Genomic DNA, 20,225 nt, shown 5'->3' on the forward strand with positions numbered 1-20,225 from the left:
TCAGGAGACTGACAGTAGGGAGAAAGAAAATGGCAGCACAGGAGCAGCAACAACCGCAGTCCAGGGACACCGAAACCGAGGTGGATGTCCCCGAGGCCCCGCCCGCGGCACCAGCGGCCCAGGCGTCGGATGCGACCCAAGGCGTGGATGACCTCCTCGACGAAATCGACGGCGTTCTTGAGTCGAACGCTGAAGAGTTCGTCAGGGCGTTTGTCCAAAAGGGTGGCCAGTAACAGGACCCCCGCTACAGGATGTACTGCCCGGCAGGCGTGAGGCCGCCGGGCATCGGAACGCAGAGTCGAAGGAGTGCAGCAATGCAGGACCCGTCAACCGGCCCCCTGGCCAACCAGGCAACATCTTCTTTCACGGAGCATCTCCAACGCTCGCGCCCCGAACTCCTGCCGTTCAACCAATCCTTGCCGGCCGGGACCATACCTGCCTCTCCGCATGCCACCACGATCGTCGCTTTGACTTATGCCGGCGGTGTGCTGATGGCGGGGGATCGTCGTGCCACCATGGGCAACATCATCGCAAGCAGGCATATCGAAAAGGTGTTCCCGGCGGATGAGTACTCCGTCCTGGGAATTGCCGGAACAGCTGGTCTTGCCATTGACATCACCCGGCTTTTCCAAGTTGAACTGGAGCACTACGAGAAAATCGAGGGCACGTTGCTTAGCCTCGTAGGCAAGGCCAACCGCCTCGGTGCCATGATCCGGGGAAACCTGCCCATGGCCATGCAGGGGATGGCGGTCATTCCATTGTTTGCAGGTTTTGACCAGGTCTCAGGGGTCGGCAGGCTGTTCTCCTATGACGTCACGGGTGGCCGCTACGAAGAGCAGGAACACCACTCCGTGGGTTCAGGTTCAGTGTTTGCCCGTGGAGCGCTGAAGAAGTTGTGGAAGCCAAACCTTTCCGAAGAAGCGGCCGTAGCTGTGGCCGTCGAGGCCCTGTACGACGCCGCCGACGACGACTCAGCTACTGGCGGGCCTGATCCTGTCCGCCAACTCTGGCCTGTGGTCTACACCGTCAACCGTGCCGGAAACCGCAGGGTTCCGGAACGGGATCTGGCCGCCATAGCGGGGGAGATTGTCGAATCCCGCGCCATCGCTGGACGGGAGGCCTGAGATGACCCAGCAGTTCTATGTTTCACCTGAGCAACTCATGAAGGACCGTGCGGATTTCGCACGGAAAGGCATCGCACGGGGCCGCTCGGTAGTGGTGATCAGTTGCGCTGACGGCATTGCGCTCATCGCAGAGAATCCCTCGCCATCACTGCACAAGATTGGTGAGATCTACGACAAAATCGCGTTTGCCGCGGTGGGTAAGTACAACGAGTTCGAGAGCCTTCGGCAGGCCGGCGTGCGGTACGCCGATGTCAGGGGTTACTCCTACGACCGGGAAGACGTCACCGCCCGCGGCCTGGCGAGTGTTTACGCCCAGAGTTTGGGAGCTGTATTCACCGCCGAACAGAAGCCGTTTGAAGTGGAACTCGCTGTGGCCGAGGTGGGTTTGGCGCAGGAGCAGGACCATCTTTACCGGTTGACCTTTGACGGTTCCATCGCCGATGAGAACGGCTTCGTGGTCATGGGCGGTCTTGCCGATCAAATTTCCGACGTCGTCAGCGGTGCGTGGGAGCCCGACCTCAGCCTTGCCGGAGCCATGCGTTTGGCCCTGCGTGCCCTTTCCACGGACAAGGACGCTGACGCCCTTCCGTCCACCGCCGTCGAAGCTGCGGTCCTGTACCGTGCCTCCGAAAGCCACCGCGGCTCCCGGAGGGCGTTCCGCAGGCTGTTGCCGGAGGACATGACCCGGTTGCTCACAGAGGAGTCTTGAGATGGATAAGAGAATATTTGGCATCGAGACCGAATTCGGCATCTCCTATTCGAGCCCGGATTCACGGCCGCTGGCTCCGGAGGAAGTTGCCCGCTACCTGTTCCGGAAGGTAGTGAGCTGGGGCAGGTCATCGAACGTGTTCCTGACCAACGGCTCCCGCCTTTACCTGGATGTGGGCTCACATCCGGAGTATGCCACTGCTGAGTGCGACGACCTCGCCCAGTTGATTGCCCACGACAGGGCCGGCGAACTGATCCTGGACGACCTCGTGGACGAGGCGCAGGCAAGGCTGGCGGCCGAGGGCTTCAACGGAACTGTGTACCTGTTCAAGAACAACACCGACTCCGCAGGGAACTCCTACGGCAGCCACGAGAACTACCTGATCCCGCGCCGCGGCGAGTTTTCCCGTCTGGCCGAGATCCTCATTCCCTTCCTGGTGACCCGGCAGTTGATCGCGGGAGCAGGCAAGGTCCTCAAAACACCCCACGGCGCCACCTTTGCGTTCTCCCAGCGCGCCGACCACATCTGGGAAGGCGTATCTTCAGCCACCACCCGGTCCCGGCCCATCATCAACACCCGGGATGAGCCGCATGCGGACGCGGAGTTCTACCGCCGCCTCCACGTCATTGTGGGCGACAGCAACATGTCCGAAACCACGGCGCTGCTCAAGGTGGGAACCGTGGACCTGATCCTCCGCATGATCGAGTCCGGGGTGATCATGCGCGACATGCGGATGGAGAACCCCATCCGGAGCATCCGTGAAATCTCCCACGACCTGACCGGCCGTGCGCTGGTCAGGCTTGCCAACGGCAGGCAGCTGACCGCCCTCGACATCCAGCGCGAGTATCTGGGCAAGGTCACTGAGTTTGTGGCCACCAACGGGGCGCACAATGCCCACGTGCCGCTGATCCTGGACCTGTGGAAGCGCACCTTGGACGCGATCGACAGCGGTGACACGTCCACCATTGATACCGAGGTGGACTGGGCTATCAAGAAGAAGTTGATGGACGGGTACATGCGTCGTCACGACCTCAGCCTGGATTCGCCGCGAATTGCCCAGCTCGACCTCACTTACCACGATATTTCCCGGCAGCGGGGACTCTTCTTCCTTCTGCAGGCTCGGGGCGCCGCACGCCGGCTGGTGACGGAAACAGATGTCAAGGATGCCGTGGATGCACCTCCGCAGACCACGAGGGCGAAGCTGCGGGGAGATTTTGTCCGCCGGGCACAGGAACTTGGCCGCGACTACACCGTCGACTGGGTCCATTTGAAGCTCAACGACCGGGCCCACCAGACAATCCTTTGCAAAGACCCTTTCCGCAGCGTCGATGAGCGGGTGGATGCGCTGCTGGACTCTATGAGCTGACTCCCAGCTTCACGGGCTATTCTGGATAGTGGTCTCTTCCCGGGACCCAACCTGCTTGGAGGCGCAATGTGCCTTTCCGAGCTTCCCTTGCCCCGACGAAAGTGTCTTTTTTGTGCGCCGACTCCTAGCAATCCTCCTGCCCGCCCTTCTGCTCATCACCGCTTGCGGTGGTTCGGGCACGCCGGCCGCCGAGCCCACCAGCAAATCCGTTGGCGACGTTTCCAAGCTCGACTCCGTGAAGGTGACGGACAACGGAAACGACAAAGCGCCGGGTATCGAGTTCTCCAAGCCCCTGACGGTGGCCGAACCCACAGTCGACGTCGTCAGTGAAGGCGACGGAGAGCGGGTCAAGGCCGGACAAACAGCCGAACTGGCCTACGTTGCCGTGGACGGCAACGATGGCAAGACCCTGGAAGACGGCTACGCAAACGGCCCCCAGCCGATCGACCTGACGGACCAGATCAAGTCCAGCAATGAACTGATCTACAACGCCATCATCGGTGCCAAGGTCGGCAGCCACGTTGCCATTGCCGCTCCCGGCAATTCCTCCGGTGGTACTCCCGCCGCGACGCAACTGGTGGTCTTCAAGATTGTCTCTGCCAAGGATGCCGCTCCTGTCCTGGAGAAGCCCGAAGGTGAAGCTGTGACTCCTCCCGCCGGCCTGCCCACCGTGAAGGAAGACGACAAGGGCATTCCCCAGATCTCCGTGGACGGCGTGGCCGCCCCCAAGGAACTCATCGCCCAGGACCTCATCAAGGGCTCCGGAGCTGCTGTCAAGACCACTGATACCCTCACGGTCAACTACGTGGGTGTTAACCTCTCGGACGGCACCAAGTTCGACTCCAGCTTCGACAGAGGAGAGCCCACCAGTTTCCCCCTTACCGGAGTCATCAAGGGCTGGACCCAGGGCCTGGAAGGCAAGACTGTTGGCTCGCGCGTCCTGCTGGTCATCCCTCAGGACCTGGCCTACGGTGAAGCCGGCCAGGGTAAAGCCAAGGGCGACCTCGTCTTCGTCGTCGACATCCTCGGCGTCAAGTAACCACACCAGAACGTACACGGACTGCAAGGGTGCTGGTTTAAGCTGGTTCCTGACACAATCCGTCCCTCACACCAAGGAGCAACCATGTCATTTGGACAGCGTGATTTCGACCGCACCAAGCCCGAAATCGACTTCCCGGAAGGCGACGTCCCCACTGACCTCGTCATCACGGACCTCATCGAAGGCACCGGCACGGAAGCCAAAGCCGGAGACACCGTTTCCACCCACTACGTCGGCGTTGCCTGGTCGACCGGCGAAGAATTTGACGCTTCCTGGGGCCGTGGCGCTCCGCTGGACTTCCGTGTTGGCGTAGGCCAGGTCATCCAGGGCTGGGACCAGGGCCTGCTGGGCATGAAGGTCGGTGGCCGCCGCCGCCTGGAGATCCCCTCCGAACTCGCGTACGGCTCCCGTGGCGCCGGTGGAGCGATCAAGCCCAACGAAGCCCTGATCTTCGTTGTCGACCTCGTGGCTGTCCGCTAGGACTGAGCTCTGAGCCAAGGCGCGTCACCTTCCGGTTTTCCCGGTTGGTGACGCGCCTTGCTGCTTTCCCGCCGGTCTTTAGTAACGTAGCAACGTGTCCGCATCCCGCACTGAACGACTCCTGAACCTTCTCCTGGCTTTGCTCAATACCAGGGTGGGCCTTCCACGCTCCGTCCTCCGCGAGAAGGTCTATCACGACTCCGCAGAGAACGACGTTGCCTTTGGGCGCATGTTCGAGCGCGACAAAGTGGATTTGAAGCAGTTCGGCTTTGACATCGAGACCCTCACCGACCCCCGGCACTTCGGTGTCGATGACCCGGCGTCAACGCGCTACCGCATCGGCAAGGACTCCAACCGGCTCCCTGATGTAAGCCTGACGCCTGCAGAATGCACCGTTCTGTTGCTCGCGGCGCAACTGTGGGAACGGGCAGCACTTGGTTCGGCCGCTGCGAATGCGGTCCGAAAACTTCAGGCCGCGGGAGGTTTCGCGGACGTTGACCTTCCTGCCGGGGTCCAGCCCCGCATCAAGCCTGCGGGCCAGGCCTTCGACGACGTCGTAGCAGCCATGCATGGAAACCATCCGGTCCGCTTCGGCTACCTCGCGGTCAGTACCGGGCGTGAAGAGGTGCGCGAGGTTGAGCCCTGGGGCCTGGGCAGCCGCTTTGGCCAGTGGTACCTCGTGGGCTTTGACCGGGGGAGGGGAGCGAAGAGGCTGTTCCGCCTTTCGCGGATGACAACCGCGGTAACCGTGGTGCCCGGGAGCATTTTCGAACCTCCGGCCGGTTTCAATGCCCGGGCTGAGCTGGATGCCCTGCACGAGTTGCCCGAGCAGCGGGCGGTGCTGGTTGTCGACAGGGACCGGCTGCTTGCCTTGCGGAAAAAGGCCGTCGAAACGGCTCCGGATGACCGCGGCCGTGATCGGGTCACCGTTGAGTTCCGCGACCCGGAGGCTTTTGCTGAAGAACTGGCCTCCTACGGCCCCCACGTCAAAGTGGAGGGTCCCGCCGAGCTGCGTGACGCCGTCGTACGCCGGCTCAGGGCTGCCTTGGAATTCGACGCTGAACCGCCTGTTCCGGTGGAGTTTCCTGAGGCCGCACGGGCGCAGCGGGCCCGCAAACGTACCTCGGAAGACCAACTGGCCAGGATGCTTCAGTTGGTCCCTTTCCTGGTACACCACCAAGGTCTGCACATCCAGGAAGTGGCAGATCATTTCGGTATTACGCGCAAGGCGCTGATTGACGACCTCAAGATCCTCATCTGCTCCGGACTACCGGAGGGATACCCGGATGACCTCCTGGATATCCAGTGGGAAAACGACCATGTGTACATCTCCGAGCATTTGGAGCTGAACCGTCCGGTGCGTTTCAACGAAGACGAAGCCGCTGCATTGCTGACCGGCCTGGCCATGCTGGGCGATCTGCCATCACTGGCCGGCGTCTCCGAAGACCAGCCGGGGAGCGCCCTGGAGTCTGTCACCATCAAGCTGACCGGCGCGGCGGGGCAGGCCGGACGCTTGGCCGGTGCCGTCGCGGGGCAATCCATAGAGCCTGAACAATCGCAGGCCTTCGCCGTCATCACCCAGGCGATCCGGGAAGGACGCCAACTGCATCTGAAGTACTTTTCCCGGCAACGCGATGAACTGACCGAACGCGATGTTGATCCGTTGCGGCTCTATTCGCTGGATAATACGTGGTACTTCGAGGCGTACTGCCACAGCAAGGCCGGAATCAGGAACTTCCGCCTGGACAGGGTGGAAATCGTTGAACCGAACGGACTTCCGGCATCGGGACTGGCTACTGCAGAGCAGGATTACCCTGCACGGCTGTTTACGCCCAGCGACGACGACGTCCTGGTGGTGCTCCAGCTGACCAGGCAAGGTTCCGGGCTGGCGGATGACTACTACGCTGAACGCACGGCACAACTGCCCGACGGCGGCCTCCTCGCTGAAGTACGGTTCGGCACCGCAGACTGGCTGCCCATGTTCGTTTCGCAACACGGCGGAGCGGTCCGGATACTGGACCCGCAGGCCTTGCGGGAGGAAACACGGGTATGGCTGAACGCGGCGGCGAATCAGTACGACTCCCTTTCTGACGGCACGGCTGGCTAGACTACTCAGATGCCTTGGTGGTTCTGGATCCTGTTGTGGATCGCGCTCATAGCCCTTTCGTTGCTGCTTCACCTGACGCTTGGGTATCGCTTGTTCAGGAAATTCATGTCAACTGTTCATGAACTGGGCGACGCGGGTAAACGTTTCAGCAACCTTTCACCTGCGCCCGAAACCTCCGATGTTGAAACGCCGGAAGACAGCCCCGTGCCGGGGTCCGCAATTTTTGCCTCACCGGATCAGATGCGTCATGATTACCTGACGGCCAAAGCCTTCCGCCAGGAAGTTCGTCGCCAGAAGCGCGTCAAGCGCAAAGCAGAGCGGGGTCAGCCCCAATCCCTGCACGACATTGAATTCAGATAGACGTAGGATGTATCCAAAAGGAAAGGACCTCCCCACATGAGGCTCGAAGGCTGGCATCTCATCATCATCATCGTCCTGGCTCTGGTGCTCTTCGCAGCGCCGAAGCTGCCGTCCATGGCGCGCAGCATTGGGCAGTCGATGCGCATTTTCAAGTCGGAAGTCCGGGAAATGAAGAAGGACGGTTCTTCTGAAACGAAGGACTCCGCGGAGGCTTCCGACGCCGTTGAAGGCAAGGTAGTAGGCCACCCCGACGCCAAGGCCAGGAACAACGGCGAGACTGACGTTCCGCCCTCCAACCGCGTCTAAAGAGAAGTGGTAGAAACGAAGGGGCGCAAGGCCAACCCCGAAGCCCGGATGGCGCTCCTTGACCACCTCAAGGAGCTGAAGAACCGGCTCTTCAAGGCTGCAATCGGCATCATCCTGGGCACCGTGGTGGGCTTCATCGTCTACCAGCCGCTCCTGGAGGCCCTGATCAAACCGATCAAGGACCTCAACGAGAAGGAGGGGCGTGCCGCCACCCTGAACTTTGATGGAGTGGCCAGTTCTTTTGACCTCATGGTCCAGGTCTCGGTGTTCCTTGGCGTGCTCCTGGCAAGCCCGGTGTGGATCTACCAGCTCTGGGCGTTCATCGTGCCGGGCCTCCACAAGAAGGAGCGGCGGCTGGCGTTGTCCTTCGTGGCCGCGGCCGTGCCGCTCTTCATCGGCGGCGTACTGCTCGCCTGGCTGGTCCTGCCCAACGCCGTCCGCGTACTGACCGACTTCACGCCGCAGGGTGGGTCCAACTTCATCAGTGCCGAAATCTACCTGGCATTCGTGCTTAGGCTCCTGCTGGCGTTCGGCATTGCCTTCCTGGTTCCCGTGGTGCTGGTTGGGCTGAACCTCGCCGGCATTGTCAAAGGCAAGCAACTCATCAAGAGTTGGCGCATCACCATCTTCCTGGTTTGCTTGTTCGCTGCCATGGCTGCTCCCGGCGCTGATGCCATGAGCATGTTCTATCTCGCAGCACCCATGTTGCTCCTGTTCTTCGCGGCCATTGGAGTCTGCGTCCTCAATGACCGCCGCCGCGAACGCCGCGCCATCAAGAGGGCAGCTGAGACTGAAGCCACTGCGGACATTGCGACGCCGGCCACGGATCTGGAGAATCTCTAGACCGTGGGCCACTAGGCTTGATGCATGTCCTCTATTTCCGGGTCTCCTTCACCGTCAGAGAGCTACCAGGCTGCAGCGCAGCGGGCTGCTGAGTCCAAAACCTATCTGGGCGCTTTCAGCCGTTCCCTGGATTTTGAACTGGACGACTTCCAACGTGAGGCGTGCAGGTCGCTGCAGGAAGGCCGTGGCGTGCTGGTTGCAGCACCCACGGGAGCAGGCAAGACGATCGTTGGTGAATTCGCGATCTACCTGGCCCTGGAACGCGGCCTCAAGGCTTTCTACACCACCCCCATCAAAGCGCTCAGCAACCAGAAGTTCTCGGAGCTGGCATCAAAGTACGGCGCTGCCAATGTTGGGCTCCTGACAGGTGACACCACCATCAACGGGGACGCCCCTGTAGTGGTCATGACCACCGAGGTCCTGCGCAACATGTTGTATGCGGACTCGGAAACCCTTGGTGACCTGGGGTTCGTGGTGATGGACGAGGTCCATTACCTGGCCGACCGCTTCCGCGGTGCCGTCTGGGAAGAAGTCATAATCCACCTGCCCAGCGAGGTACAAGTGGCCTCCCTGAGCGCCACGGTGTCCAATGCTGAGGAGTTTGGCGCCTGGCTGGACACTGTCCGGGGCGATACCGATGTCATCGTGTCCGAGCACCGGCCGGTGCCATTGTGGCAGCACGTCATGGTGGGCCGCGAAATAGTCGACCTCTTCGCCGGCGACACCACCTTTGATGAAATTGCGCCACAAGCCACTGGCGCGCCGGAAACCGAGGTGCCCGAGATCTCCGAGGCCGCAGAGGAAGCCTCCGAACCCACCTCCGCGGAACGCCGGAAGGTCCACGCGAAGCGTTCGTCCGCAGCCAAAGTCCGTCAAGCGGTGACCGGGCCCGAGTTTGAGGTCAATCCGGACCTCCTGGCCATGGCCCGTTCCGAGAGCCGCATGAACATGAGTGGCCGCTACGGCCACGGCGGACGCAGCCGCCGTCGTCAGGACCGTCACCGCGACGAACGGCAGCAATCCGAGCAGCGCAGTCCTGTGCGCAAGGCCAGCCGGCCACAAGTCATTGAGAGCCTGAGGCGCCAGGATCTTCTGCCTGCCATTACTTTCATTTTCTCGAGGGCAGGCTGCGACGCTGCAGTCGCACAGTGTGCCGCCTCAGGGCTGTGGCTGACAACCGAGCGTGAACAGCAGGTCATCGCCCAGCGCGTGGACGAAGCCAGCCACGAGATTCCAGCCGATGACCTCGACGTCCTGGGCTTCTGGGGCTGGCGTGACGGACTCATGAGGGGCTTTGCCGCCCACCACGCAGGCATGCTGCCCACCTTCAAGGAGGTGGTGGAAAAGCTCTTTGCCGACGGCTTGGTCAAGGCTGTCTTCGCCACGGAAACACTGGCCTTGGGCGTCAACATGCCGGCCCGCTGCGTGGTCCTGGAAAAACTGGAAAAGTTCAACGGTGAAGCCCACGTCAACATCACTGCGGGGGAGTACACCCAGCTGACAGGCCGGGCAGGACGCCGGGGCATCGACGTCGAAGGGCATGCCGTGGTGCTGTGGCAGCCGGGGACGGACCCCGCTGCCGTGGCCGGCCTGGCCTCACGCCGCACGTATCCCTTGAACTCCAGCTTCCGGCCCACCTACAACATGAGCATTAACCTGATCGCCCAGTTTGGCCGCGTCCGGGCGCGCGAAATCCTGGAGTCCTCCTTCGCGCAGTTCCAAGCTGACCGTTCCGTGGTGGGCCTTGCCCGGCAGGTGCGGGGGCGGGAAGAGTCACTGGCCGGCTATGCCAAGTCCATGCAATGCCATCTGGGTGACTTCACCGAGTACGCAAAACTCCGGCGCGAACTCAGCGATGCCGAGAACTTCGCGGCCCGGGACCACCAGCGTGCCCGTAAGTCGCACGTTGCTGATTCCCTGGCCAGGTTGATCCCCGGCGATGTCATCAGCATTTACAGCGGCAGGCTTGCCGGACATGCGGTGGTTCTTGACGTGGATCCGAACGCCCGTGAGCCCCGGCCATCAGTGCTGACCTCCGATAACCAGCTTCGTCGGATTGGCGTGCACGATCTCGAAGGACCTGTTTCTCCGGTAACCAGGATCCGGATTCCCAAGTCCTTCAATGCAAAAGTACCCAAGTCACGCCGCGACCTCGCATCCTCCATGCGCCACGCCATCAGCGAAGACGCACCGCACAGCCGCCGTAACAGCCGGCACGAAGACTTCGGCCTGGGCGCGCGGCTGCCGGACCAGGAGAAGAAGATCGCGGATCTGAGGCGTGCCCTCAGGGCGCACCCCTGCCACGGATGCAGCGAGCGGGAAGACCACGCCCGGTGGTCGGAGCGCTGGTGGAAGTTGCGCAGGGAAACCGACGGCCTGGTCCGCCAGATCCAGGGCCGCACCAACACGATCGCAAAGACGTTCGACCGCGTGTGCGATCTTCTCTCCGCCTACGGCTACCTGGAGACGAACGACGCCGGCAACGTCACCATCAGCGCCGATGGGCAGCGGCTTCGCCGGATTTATGGCGAAAAGGATCTGCTCATCTCCCAGTCGGTGCGGCGCGGAGCCCTCAATGATCTCGATGCCGCCGAACTTGCCTCATTGGCCAGCACGCTGGTGTATCAAGCCAAACGCGAAGACCGTGGCTTGCGGCCAAGGATGCCGTCCGTTTCCCTGGAGTCAGCGGTGGATATCGTCGTCCGGGAATGGTCCCAGCTGGAGGACACCGAAGAACACCACCGACTTCCCTTGACCGGCGAGCCGGAGCTGGGTCTGATGTGGCCAATGTACAAGTGGGCCAAGGGGCGCCATCTCCAGGACGTTCTCAGCGGCACCGACCTCGCAGCAGGGGACTTCGTGCGCTGGGCCAAGCAAGTAGTGGATCTGCTGGACCAACTGGCAAAGATCCCGCAGCTGGACCCGAGGGTGGCGCGGATTTGCCGCGAGTCCATTGACCTGGTTCGCCGCGGTGTAGTGGCCTACTCCACCGTGGCTTAGCGCCACCTCCACCGATTGATATTTTTCAAAGCTCAAGGAGCACACCGCATGAATCAGCCAGGCGCGCCGGCCGGCCAGCACCACACTGGAGCGGACCGCAAGGTCACCATGTACCGCAACGGGTCCATCTACACAGCCGCTGATCCCTTTGCCACCGCCATGGTGGTCGATGGCGATACCGTGGCCTGGGTTGGCTCGGAGCAGGCCGCCACGTCCATCGCTGACTCTTCAATGGAGATCATCGACCTCCGTGGCGCCCTCCTGGCTCCCGGCTTTGTCGACTCCCATGCACACCTGACGGAAACGGGCCTGGCCCTGTCCGGCCTGGACCTTGGCGGGGTCCGTTCCGCCCGGGAACTGCTCGACGCCGTAGCCGGCGCGGGTGGCAGTGGCACCATTATTGGCCACGGCTGGGATGAAACCGCCTGGAACGACCCCTCTCTGCCTACGCTTGATGAGCTGGATCGGGCATCGGGCGGACGACAGGTCTATCTCTCACGCATCGATGTCCACTCCGCCCTGGTCTCATCGTCCTTGGCCGCAGCGGCCGGCCTCAGGAACCTTGACGGGTTCGGCGGGGACGCCCGGGTGATACGCGGAGCCCACACCGCAGCACGCCTGGCCGCTCGACGCTTCCCCGAAGCCCAAAGGCGCGCGCTCCAGGAACGTGCCCTTAAGGAAGCCGCTTCCAACGGATACGTGGCTATGGCCGAGATGTCGGCGCCCCATATCTGCGGCCCCGAGGACCTGCAGCTCTCTGCCTCGTGGAATGAGGACGGCATCAGCCCTGAAATACTTCCGTACTGGGGTGAACTGGCATCCTCCGCAGAACACGCCGAGAGTATTCTGGCCGGTCTTGGGACCAAGGTCCTGGGTCTCGCCGGAGACCTCAACGTGGACGGTTCCTTGGGTTCCCGGACGGCCGCCCTCCTGGAGGACTATTCGGACGCTCCCGGGAACCGCGGCAGCCTGTACCTTTCGGTCGATGAAGCAGCCCGGCATCTGGTTGCCACATCCCAGCTCGGCATCCAGGCAGGGTTCCATGTCATTGGCGATGCCGGCCTGGCCGCAGTTCTGGAAGCGTTGGACGTTGCTGCTGCCGAGGTGGGGGAGCAGCGGATCCGGGCTGCCGGACACCGGCTTGAGCATGTTGAACTGGCCGATCAATCCGCCATCGACAAACTGGCCAAGTATTCCATGACCGTCAGTGTCCAACCTGGCTTCGACGCGGCCTGGGGTGCTACGGGCGGGCTGTATGAACAGCGCCTGGGTGGTCGCAGCAAGGCCATGAACCCGTTTGCGTCCTTCTACGCCAGTGGCGTCCCCATTGCCTTTGGCAGCGACAGCCCCGTTACCCCGTTGCGGCCGTGGTCCAGCGTGCGCGCGTGCCTGGAACACAGCAACCCGGACCAACGGATTTCCGCCAGGGCCGCCTTCCTTGGCCATACCCGCGCCGGCTGGCGGGCCGCGAAGCACCGCAACCCCCTGATGGGACAACTGGTGCCAGGTGCGCCCGCGAGTTTCGCTGTGTGGGAAGTCGAAGAGCTCATGGTCCAGGTGGCAGACAGCCGGGTTCAGTCGTGGAGCACGGATCCGCGGGCGCGGACCCCGCTGCTGCCGGCACTCGATACCGGCAGTGACCCCCGTTGCCTGCAGACGGTTCGTGAGGGGCGGGAGCTGTTCGCCCACGAATCGCTCCGCGTCTAGGCACATATTTTCTGCATCATCCAAGGTGCCTTTGAGCTGGGATGACACCCGGATCCGCAGGTCACCGACCGGTTGACAGCCCGGGGTGAGTCCGTAGCATTAGGGCTCTACGGATGATCAATCCAGGGTACGAGAGCCGCGGTTTGGTGGTCCGGTCGTGGCCGGAACCCGTTCATGGTGGCGGCAAACAGGTGGGCAGGTCCGCAACGACCCAGAAAACAGTCCGACCGGGACTCATTGCCCGGTCGCCACTGGTCCTGGGCTTGCGGATCTGCCCGCGGGCCATGCCCCGCCCCAAAGTGCACTTTTGATTGTGTCGGACGCCACAGCCGCCGGGGCAGTGCCTTCCGGCGTCCTATAATGGAGAGTTGCGCCGGAATTCCAGCCGCTATGGCTGATCCTGCACACTGACCGCTCCATCAAGGAAAGGCCTCTACTTGCGTGTCCTGACGATCATTCCCACCTACAACGAGCTCGAATCGCTCCCTGTGACCCTGGGGCGGCTGCGCGCAGCAGTTCCCGAGTCCGATGTCCTGGTGGTTGACGACAACAGCCCTGATGGTACGGGACGGCTCGCAGATGACTTCGCTGCTGCGGACCACCAGGTGCATGTGCTTCATCGGAAGGGCAAGGAAGGTCTCGGCGCTGCATACATTGCCGGCTTCAAGTGGGGCCTCGCCGCGGGGTACGACGTCCTGGTGGAAATGGACGCGGACGGTTCGCATAAGCCCGAACAGTTGCCCCTGCTCCTGGATGCAGTCAAAGACGGAGCGGATCTGGCCATGGGCTCGCGCTGGGTACCCGGTGGCAGTGTGGTCAACTGGCCGCTCTACCGCCAGGCAATCTCCAGGATCGGCAGCACTTATGCCCGCATCATGCTCGGGGTCAAGATCAAGGACGTCACCGGCGGCTACCGCGCCTTTAAGCGCAGCACCCTCGAAGCCCTGAACCTGGATGAAGTAGAGTCGGTTGGCTACGGTTTCCAGGTGGACCTCGCATGGAGGGTAGCCAAGCTTGGCCTGCGCATCGAGGAACGTCCCATCACCTTCGTCGAACGTGAACTGGGTGCCTCGAAAATGAGCGGCAACATCGTGGTGGAAGCCATGATCAACGTTACCAAGTGGGGATTGGCGGCCCGTTGGGCCAAGCTGACCCGCAAGTCTTCGGCCACGGCCAAGTAACTTTTTAACAGAAAAGGCCGGGTCCGGTTCCCAGTGGGAACCGAACCCGGCCTTTTTGCGTCTGTCCGCGCAACCGTCTGTCGCTCAGCCGCCTGTCCGCACAGCCTGGTCATACAGGCCGGTTGGTCCAGTACAGGTGCGGACTAAGCGGAGCGGCGCTCTCCACGGCGCTCACGCAGAATGTTCAAACGATCCTCCAGGATCTGCTCCAGCTCAGGAAGGCTCCTGCGCTCCAGGAGCATGTCCCAGTGGGTGCGGACCGCTTTCTCGTTAGCGTCCACCGGGCGCTCACCATCGACCAGGAGGGCTTCCTTGCCGGTCTTGGAAACCCATACCGGGGGAATTTCAGCTTCGGAGGAGAAGGTCACGAAGACCTGCTCGCCGTCTTCGCAGCGGTACTCGACCCGCTGGCGCGGTGCCGGTTCAACGCCGGATTCAGTTTCCATGCTTTGGGCGCCAAGACGCATACCCCGCAGGCTGCGATCGCTCATGATTACTCCCTCTGTCTGTACGCGGAGCAAGGACCCCGCGTTGGCCGTAAGCCGTTTTCACGATCCTTACGGACTACTTCTGCACACCTTGCATCACTCATTGCAACGCATGGCAAAGCTTTTATGTTCCATCCGCACTGAACCAGCCGGACAAATATCCCATTATACGCAGAACAACCACCACTACCTAAAAGCACCCACATGCAACGAGCGGCCAGCCGGAGTGGCTGACCGCTCGTAGCGACGTAGTACCAGTTATTCGGCGGGCCTTGCGGGCTCCGCGGAGGCCGTGCCGGCGGAGGCCGTGCCGTCATGTCCACCGAAAAGACCTAGGGGAGAGTCCCCGTTGCTCCCACCGAGGGCCCCGCCAATTCCCTTGAGCGCTTCGCCCACTTCACTGGGAATGATCCACAGCTTGTTGGAGCTTCCTTCAGCGATCTTCGGGAGGGTCTGCAGGTACTGGTAAGCAAGGAGCTTCTGGTCCGGATTGCCCTTGTGGATGGCATCAAAGACCTTCTGGATTGCCTGGGCTTCACCGTCGGCACGAAGGATGGCTGCCTTGGCATCACCTTCGGCAGCAAGGATGGCAGCTTGCCGTTGGCCTTCGGCAGTAAGGATCTGGGACTGCTTGGTGCCCTCAGCTGTCAAAATGGCTGCACGGCGATCACGCTCGGCGCGCATTTGCTTCTCCATCGAGTCCTGGATGGAGTGGGGCGGATCGATCGCCTTCAGTTCCACGCGCGAGACGCGGATTCCCCAACGGCCCGTTGCTTCGTCGAGAACGCCGCGCAGTTGACCATTGATCTGGTCGCGGGAGGTGAGCGCTTCTTCGAGGTTAAGCCCGCCCACCACGTTACGGAGCGTGGTGGTGGTCAACTGTTCGACCGCCTGGATGTAGTTGGCGATTTCGTACGTCGCTGCCCTGGGGTCCGTGACCTGGAAGTAAACCACGGTGTCAATCGAGACCACCAGGTTGTCTTCGGTAATGACGGGCTGCGGCGGGAAGGACACCACTTGTTCGCGGAGGTCCAGGAGCGGCAGGAGCCGGTCAACGAACGGAATCAGAATCGTCAGCCCGGGATTCAGCGTCCGCTGGTACTTCCCGAGCCGTTCAACGACGCCGGCGCGTGCCTGCGGGATGATCCTGACCGAGCGGACCAACACTATGATGACAAAAATAACGAGAACAATCAGCACGATTGCTGCTGCTGTTCCTCCTAAGCCGTCCATACATCTCCTTCGTTCCCCAATTGCGTGGTCTGATGCCGCGGTCCGGCAAGAGTGCCGAACCGCATAAATGTAAGGCGCGCCGTCAGCGCGGGGTGTTTTCGGCGGGCGAGGCGACTACCGCCGTCGCGCCGTCGATTTTGGTGACCTGAACTGTTGCGCCGGGATCGATGACCCCTGCGGTGCTACGGGCGCTCCAGACGTCGCCGCCGATTTTGACAAGCCCACTGGTGCCGCTCACGGCTTCGATGACGAGAGCGGGTTGGCCAATGAGGCGATCGATGTTGGACCGTTGTTCTTCGGGGCCCTTATGCAGGTGCTTCAGGGCGACGGGACGAACGAACGCGATCATGAGGAGGGAAACAACGCAAAAGATGACAATTTGCAGCCAGAAATCCGCGCCGGCAAAGTCGGCCACCAAGCCTGCCAAGGCTCCGCCGCCGAGCATGATGAAGAAGAGGTCCAGGGTGAGCATTTCCACCACTGCGAACGCGAGGAAGGCTGTGAGCCAGAGGGCCCACCAATTCTCGCCGAGCCATTCGAACATCGATTCCCCCTTGGTCCCGGATCCCGCGGGCGGGATCACAGTCGCTGTTCTTCCATCCTAGCCCGATGCGCCGTCCCACGTCAGGACGCGGTAAATACGCTGATCCGGAACTTGGCCGTGGTGGCCAGCACACCGGCAGGGACGCCTTGCTCCGCGTGGCGCCGGTGGTGGTGGCCGGCCGGTCCCATGTAGGCCAGGTCCTGCACCTGCGGGCCAGTCAGCTCAAGGGGGATGTCCAGGCCGTAAGCGGCAGCAGGACTGAAATAGTCCTTCATCGTCCCGGCCAAACGTTCCTCCTTGCCCTCTTCAATGCCCAGCATTCCGGTGGCCGCTGCTGCCTCGGCAAGGTGTCCCTGCCTGGGTGTCACCACTATCAGTTTTCCGCCGGGACGGATCACCCGCGCGAATTCGGCCGGGTTTCGCGGGGCAAAAACCACCATGACCACGTCCACCGAATGATCGGCCACCGGCAAGGGACGCCAAATGTCCCACACAAGGTTCACCGCTTGGGGATTGAGGCGGGCAGCCCTGCGGAGTGCAAACTTGGAGATGTCCAGGCCGATCGCTGCCGCTCCGGACTGGTTAACAACTGCATTGAGGTAGTGCCCCGTGCCCGTGCCGGCGTCGAGAACCAGGGCGCCGGGACCCTGGAGGGCTCCCGCAGCTTCCTTCGCAACTGTTGCGGCCAAACCTGAATAGTGTCCAGCGTCCAGGAACCGGTGGCGGGCGGCCACCATATCGGCGGTGTCTGCTTCGAAAACAGTGCCCTTGCCCGTGAGCAAGTTGAAGTAGCCCTGTTTGGCGGCATCGAAAAGGTGCCCCGACCCACAGGCAAGTGCCCTCCGCGGATCTTCCCGCACCTGGAGCGTCCCTTGGCACAGGGGACAGCGAAGGGCGGCGAGGGCATCGGAGAACATGGCTTCAATCCTAAGGCTGGACGGAGTGTCTGGAGCCGCCCACCGGGGTCCCGGGCTAGGCTCACCCTCGTGAAACCCGAGCAACTGCCCCTGCTGAACTCAGTGTCCGCCCCGGCCATCCACCCTGATGGGACCAAGGCGGTGGTATCAGTCACCAGGCCGGATTTTGACGCCGACAGCTACGTCGGCCAGCTGTGGACAGTGCCCTTGGACACCACCAAGCACCCGCGTCGCATTACCCGCGGCTTCAGGGACAGTTCCCCTGCTTTCTCACCCGATGGACTGGTCCTTGCGTTTCTCCGAAGTGATCCCGACGGCAAACCCCAGTTGTTCGTTGTGGAGGCCGCCGGCGGCGAACCGCAACGGATTACTGCCCAACACTCAGGGGTTACCGGCTTCATCTGGGCGCCGGACTCCCATCGGATTGCATTCTTGGCCCGTGTCCCGGAACAAGGGCGGTACGGAACGGTGGACGGTGTGGGCGCAGCCGGTGAGGACGCCCGCCTGATCACGGCGAACCAGTACCGGATGAACGGTGTTGGATACACCGCCGACCAGCCCCAGCAGGTGTTCGTGGTTGAGGTTCCCGAGTTGGGCGGTGAGCCTGCAGTGGCACCCCGTGGGCGGGCTGCCCACGAACAGCCAAAGTCTGCCGCCCCGGGGATTCCCGCGGCGACGCAACTGACGTTTGGCGGCTCAGACCACGAGTCCCCGTGTTTTTCTGCCGACGGCTCGCACCTTTTCTTCGTGGCGGCCCTGCATGAAGGGCACGACGACGATCTGGTCACCTCGGTTTACAGGGTGGATGCCGCCGGTGGCGAGCCGTCCGCCGTCGAGCCTTCCCACGGCAAACTACAAACGGTCACCGGCGTCCGCGCCTCCCTGGATGGTCGTTGGTTGTTCTATACTGCCCAGGACCTCGGGACTACGGGCAGGGACTTCGTTGCCCGGAACGGCGTCCTGTATGCCATGCCAACCGGTGGGGGAGAAGCAACGGCCCTGACCGACGTCGAACATCTGGACGTTTCCGGACCGTTGGAACCCAGCGGCCCTTCCAGCGTCCTTGTCCTGAACACGGCCCTGGGCAGCGTTGAAATGCTTGATGTCAACGCGGTGGGCGAGATCACCCCCTTGGTCCACGGCGCAAGGGTGGTCATAGGCGCAACGGTAGCTGCCAACGGAGAGATCGCGGTGAGTCTTGCCGATGCCTCCTCCGTGGGCGATGTCGCTTCCCTCGAACGCGGGGAACTGCGTTTGCTGACAGATTTCTCAGCCGGCCTCAGGAACAATTCCCGGGTCAGCGAGCCCTTGGACTTCGAGGCCGAATCCTCCGATGGGCATCCCGTCCATGGCTGGCTCGTCCTCCCTGATGGTCCCGGACCCCATCCGGTACTGCTCACGATCCACGGCGGCCCTTTCGCCCAGTACACCGGAGCCTTCTTCGACGAAGCACAGGTCTACGCTGCCGCAGGATACGCGGTAGTGATGTGCAACCCCCGAGGATCGGCCGGTTACGGCCAATCACATGGCCGTGCCATCAAGGAGCGCATGGGCACGCTGGACATGCAGGATGTGCTTGCGTACCTGGATGCAGCCATTGCCGCCCACAAGGCCCTGGACAAGGACCGGATCGGCATCATGGGCGGCTCGTATGGTGGCTATCTGACTGCCTGGACCATCGCCCACGATCACCGTTTCAAAGCAGCGATCGTCGAACGCGGCTTCCTGGACCCGGTCAGCTTCACAGGTTCTTCCGATATTGGCTGGTTCTTCGGCGGCGAATACACCGGTAGAACCCTTGAACAGATGACTGCCCAGAGCCCCATGGCAGTGGTGGGTTCCGTCCAGACTCCAACCCTGGTAGTGCACAGCGAAAACGACCTCCGGTGCCCCATCGAACAAGGGCAGCGCTACTACTCCGAACTTAAGGCCCGAGGGGTGGATACCGCGTTGTTGGTGTTTCCGGGTGAAGACCACGAATTGTCCAGGTCAGGGACACCACACCACCGGAAGCAGCGCTTTGAGCACATCCTTCGCTGGTGGGCACAGCACCTGCCTACCGCGTCAAACCAAGTGGAGGACTGACCTGCCGGCGGCACGCTTCGTTGGTTGATCCTTTCAGCGCAGGAAGCCCAGGTTCCGGCGGGCATCATCAATGTCCGGAGCGGCCCAACGGGCAGAATGCTCCGCGTTGCTGGAAAGGGACCTGATTTCGGCGCGGTCCAGGTACAGCGTTCCATGGAGGTGGTCCGTCTCGTGCTGGACAATGCGCGCCTGCCAGCCGGAGAACCATTCCTCCACGCGCACACCCGCGGGTGTGAGGTATCTCAGCTCCACATTCCGGTGCCGGGTCACCACCGCCTGGTAGCCGTTGACGGAGAGGCAGCCCTCATAGAAGGAGGCCGTCTCCGAACCCAACGGCAAGTACTGCGGGTTCACAATGGCAAGAAACTCCAAATGTTCCCGGTGCCGGACAGCGGCCGAAACCGGGTCAAGATCATACTGATCCTCCAGCACCGCGAGTTGCAGGGGAATGCCCAGCTGCGGGGCAGCCAGACCCACACCGGGCGCGTCATGCATGACCTCGCGCATGCGGTCCACCAGTGCTGCGAGTTCAACGTCGTCCAATTGGCCGTCATAGGGCGCCGCCAACTGTCGCAGCACGGGGTGTCCGGCCTGGACAATCGGCGGGAGTCCATCAGCATCAAGCAACCTGCGGACGGCGTCCCTGATCTGCGTGGAGTTGAAGTCCGTAGCCGGGCCCACGGCCTCAGGATGGGGTTGATGGTTCATGGCAAGAGCCTATCCCCAAGGGTCGCCG

19 protein-coding genes are annotated in these 20,225 nt (G+C 62.4%); 14 read left to right on the forward strand and 5 right to left on the reverse strand.

What is annotated here, in order from left to right; all coding sequences use genetic code 11:
* The first annotated feature begins 29 nt into the window (after window positions 1-29).
* The 13 genes from LDN85_RS11545 (at window position 30) to LDN85_RS11605 (ending at window position 14,222) form a co-directional block, all read left to right on the forward strand.
* Window positions 30-233: a ubiquitin-like protein Pup gene (locus LDN85_RS11545; RefSeq protein ID WP_026540702.1), complete on the forward strand. Its 204-nt coding sequence runs from the start codon at window positions 30-32 to the stop codon at window positions 231-233.
* 81 nt (window positions 234-314) lie between these two features.
* Window positions 315-1,124 carry a proteasome subunit beta gene (gene prcB / locus LDN85_RS11550; RefSeq protein ID WP_026540703.1) on the forward strand — a complete coding sequence of 270 codons (810 nt, stop codon included), beginning with the start codon at window positions 315-317 and terminating at the stop codon, window positions 1,122-1,124.
* A gap of 1 nt (window position 1,125) precedes the next feature.
* Window positions 1,126-1,833 (forward strand): proteasome subunit alpha, encoded by a 708-nt coding sequence (prcA, locus tag LDN85_RS11555; RefSeq protein ID WP_026540704.1) that lies wholly within the window; start codon window positions 1,126-1,128, stop codon window positions 1,831-1,833.
* 1 nt (window position 1,834) lies between these two features.
* On the forward strand, window positions 1,835-3,199 hold the full coding sequence (gene pafA / locus LDN85_RS11560; RefSeq protein WP_026540705.1) for a Pup--protein ligase: 1,365 nt from the start codon (window positions 1,835-1,837) through the stop codon (window positions 3,197-3,199).
* Between the two features lie 112 nt (window positions 3,200-3,311).
* Window positions 3,312-4,238: an FKBP-type peptidyl-prolyl cis-trans isomerase gene (locus tag LDN85_RS11565; RefSeq protein WP_223943154.1), complete on the forward strand. Its 927-nt coding sequence runs from the start codon at window positions 3,312-3,314 to the stop codon at window positions 4,236-4,238.
* Between the two features lie 84 nt (window positions 4,239-4,322).
* On the forward strand, window positions 4,323-4,718 hold the full coding sequence (locus tag LDN85_RS11570; protein ID WP_011774867.1) for an FKBP-type peptidyl-prolyl cis-trans isomerase: 396 nt from the start codon (window positions 4,323-4,325) through the stop codon (window positions 4,716-4,718).
* Window positions 4,719-4,812: 94 nt separating this feature from the next.
* Window positions 4,813-6,825, forward strand: a complete 2,013-nt coding sequence (locus LDN85_RS11575; protein ID WP_223943155.1) for a WYL domain-containing protein — start codon at window positions 4,813-4,815, stop codon at window positions 6,823-6,825.
* A gap of 9 nt (window positions 6,826-6,834) precedes the next feature.
* Complete coding sequence (locus tag LDN85_RS11580) at window positions 6,835-7,185, forward strand: hypothetical protein (RefSeq protein WP_026540709.1); 351 nt, start codon at window positions 6,835-6,837, stop codon at window positions 7,183-7,185.
* Window positions 7,186-7,221: 36 nt separating this feature from the next.
* Window positions 7,222-7,491 (forward strand): Sec-independent protein translocase subunit TatA, encoded by a 270-nt coding sequence (gene tatA, locus LDN85_RS11585; RefSeq protein WP_026540710.1) that lies wholly within the window; start codon window positions 7,222-7,224, stop codon window positions 7,489-7,491.
* A gap of 6 nt (window positions 7,492-7,497) precedes the next feature.
* Window positions 7,498-8,334, forward strand: a complete 837-nt coding sequence (tatC, locus tag LDN85_RS11590; protein ID WP_035760665.1) for a twin-arginine translocase subunit TatC — start codon at window positions 7,498-7,500, stop codon at window positions 8,332-8,334.
* A 24-nt stretch (window positions 8,335-8,358) separates the two neighbouring features.
* Complete coding sequence (locus tag LDN85_RS11595) at window positions 8,359-11,334, forward strand: DEAD/DEAH box helicase (RefSeq protein ID WP_223943156.1); 2,976 nt, start codon at window positions 8,359-8,361, stop codon at window positions 11,332-11,334.
* A 48-nt stretch (window positions 11,335-11,382) separates the two neighbouring features.
* Window positions 11,383-13,041: an amidohydrolase family protein gene (locus LDN85_RS11600; RefSeq protein ID WP_223943157.1), complete on the forward strand. Its 1,659-nt coding sequence runs from the start codon at window positions 11,383-11,385 to the stop codon at window positions 13,039-13,041.
* Window positions 13,042-13,478: 437 nt separating this feature from the next.
* Window positions 13,479-14,222, forward strand: coding sequence for a polyprenol monophosphomannose synthase (locus tag LDN85_RS11605; protein WP_223943158.1), 744 nt, complete (start codon window positions 13,479-13,481; stop codon window positions 14,220-14,222).
* 143 nt (window positions 14,223-14,365) lie between these two features.
* Here LDN85_RS11605 and LDN85_RS11610 read toward each other — a convergent pair whose 3' ends face one another.
* The 4 genes from LDN85_RS11610 to LDN85_RS11625 all read right to left on the reverse strand — a co-directional run bounded on the left by LDN85_RS11610 (window position 14,366) and on the right by LDN85_RS11625 (window position 17,404).
* On the reverse strand, window positions 14,366-14,713 hold the full coding sequence (locus LDN85_RS11610) for an RNA polymerase-binding protein RbpA (RefSeq protein ID WP_011774875.1): 348 nt from the start codon (window positions 14,711-14,713) through the stop codon (window positions 14,366-14,368).
* Between the two features lie 255 nt (window positions 14,714-14,968).
* Window positions 14,969-15,943: an SPFH domain-containing protein gene (locus tag LDN85_RS11615; RefSeq protein ID WP_223943159.1), complete on the reverse strand. Its 975-nt coding sequence runs from the start codon at window positions 15,941-15,943 to the stop codon at window positions 14,969-14,971.
* A gap of 82 nt (window positions 15,944-16,025) precedes the next feature.
* Window positions 16,026-16,487 (reverse strand): NfeD family protein, encoded by a 462-nt coding sequence (locus tag LDN85_RS11620; RefSeq protein WP_026540716.1) that lies wholly within the window; start codon window positions 16,485-16,487, stop codon window positions 16,026-16,028.
* Window positions 16,488-16,567: 80 nt separating this feature from the next.
* On the reverse strand, window positions 16,568-17,404 hold the full coding sequence (locus tag LDN85_RS11625; RefSeq protein ID WP_026546834.1) for a methyltransferase domain-containing protein: 837 nt from the start codon (window positions 17,402-17,404) through the stop codon (window positions 16,568-16,570).
* A gap of 69 nt (window positions 17,405-17,473) precedes the next feature.
* Here LDN85_RS11625 and LDN85_RS11630 point away from each other — a divergent pair, with 69 nt between their 5' ends.
* A complete protein-coding gene (locus LDN85_RS11630; protein WP_223943160.1) occupies window positions 17,474-19,489 on the forward strand; it encodes a S9 family peptidase in 2,016 nt (671 codons plus the stop codon).
* A 33-nt stretch (window positions 19,490-19,522) separates the two neighbouring features.
* On the opposite strand, the gene LDN85_RS11635 is transcribed toward LDN85_RS11630, so the two are convergent.
* Window positions 19,523-20,197 carry a peptide deformylase gene (locus tag LDN85_RS11635; protein ID WP_091551849.1) on the reverse strand — a complete coding sequence of 225 codons (675 nt, stop codon included), beginning with the start codon at window positions 20,195-20,197 and terminating at the stop codon, window positions 19,523-19,525.
* Between the last annotated feature and the right edge of the window lie 28 nt (window positions 20,198-20,225).

Origin of the sequence: Arthrobacter sp. StoSoilB20, from assembly GCF_019977295.1 — a bacterium.
Taxonomy (GTDB): Bacteria; Actinomycetota; Actinomycetes; order Actinomycetales; family Micrococcaceae; genus Arthrobacter; species Arthrobacter nicotinovorans_A.

What these genes read in the sequence shown, in the direction of transcription:
- LDN85_RS11615 (WP_223943159.1), bottom strand. Translation starts at nt 15,943, where the DNA reads ATGGACGGCTTAGGAGGAACAGCAGCAGCAATCGTGCTGATTGTTCTC.
- LDN85_RS11600 (WP_223943157.1), top strand. Translation starts at nt 11,383, where the DNA reads ATGAATCAGCCAGGCGCGCCGGCCGGCCAGCACCACACTGGAGCGGAC.
- LDN85_RS11625 (WP_026546834.1), bottom strand. Translation starts at nt 17,404, where the DNA reads ATGTTCTCCGATGCCCTCGCCGCCCTTCGCTGTCCCCTGTGCCAAGGG.
- LDN85_RS11570 (WP_011774867.1), top strand. Translation starts at nt 4,323, where the DNA reads ATGTCATTTGGACAGCGTGATTTCGACCGCACCAAGCCCGAAATCGAC.
- LDN85_RS11620 (WP_026540716.1), bottom strand. Translation starts at nt 16,487, where the DNA reads ATGTTCGAATGGCTCGGCGAGAATTGGTGGGCCCTCTGGCTCACAGCC.
- LDN85_RS11545 (WP_026540702.1), top strand. Translation starts at nt 30, where the DNA reads ATGGCAGCACAGGAGCAGCAACAACCGCAGTCCAGGGACACCGAAACC.
- LDN85_RS11635 (WP_091551849.1), bottom strand. Translation starts at nt 20,197, where the DNA reads ATGAACCATCAACCCCATCCTGAGGCCGTGGGCCCGGCTACGGACTTC.
- LDN85_RS11610 (WP_011774875.1), bottom strand. Translation starts at nt 14,713, where the DNA reads ATGAGCGATCGCAGCCTGCGGGGTATGCGTCTTGGCGCCCAAAGCATG.
- pafA (WP_026540705.1), top strand. Translation starts at nt 1,835, where the DNA reads ATGGATAAGAGAATATTTGGCATCGAGACCGAATTCGGCATCTCCTAT.
- LDN85_RS11580 (WP_026540709.1), top strand. Translation starts at nt 6,835, where the DNA reads ATGCCTTGGTGGTTCTGGATCCTGTTGTGGATCGCGCTCATAGCCCTT.
- tatA (WP_026540710.1), top strand. Translation starts at nt 7,222, where the DNA reads ATGAGGCTCGAAGGCTGGCATCTCATCATCATCATCGTCCTGGCTCTG.
- prcB (WP_026540703.1), top strand. Translation starts at nt 315, where the DNA reads ATGCAGGACCCGTCAACCGGCCCCCTGGCCAACCAGGCAACATCTTCT.
- LDN85_RS11595 (WP_223943156.1), top strand. Translation starts at nt 8,359, where the DNA reads ATGTCCTCTATTTCCGGGTCTCCTTCACCGTCAGAGAGCTACCAGGCT.
- prcA (WP_026540704.1), top strand. Translation starts at nt 1,126, where the DNA reads ATGACCCAGCAGTTCTATGTTTCACCTGAGCAACTCATGAAGGACCGT.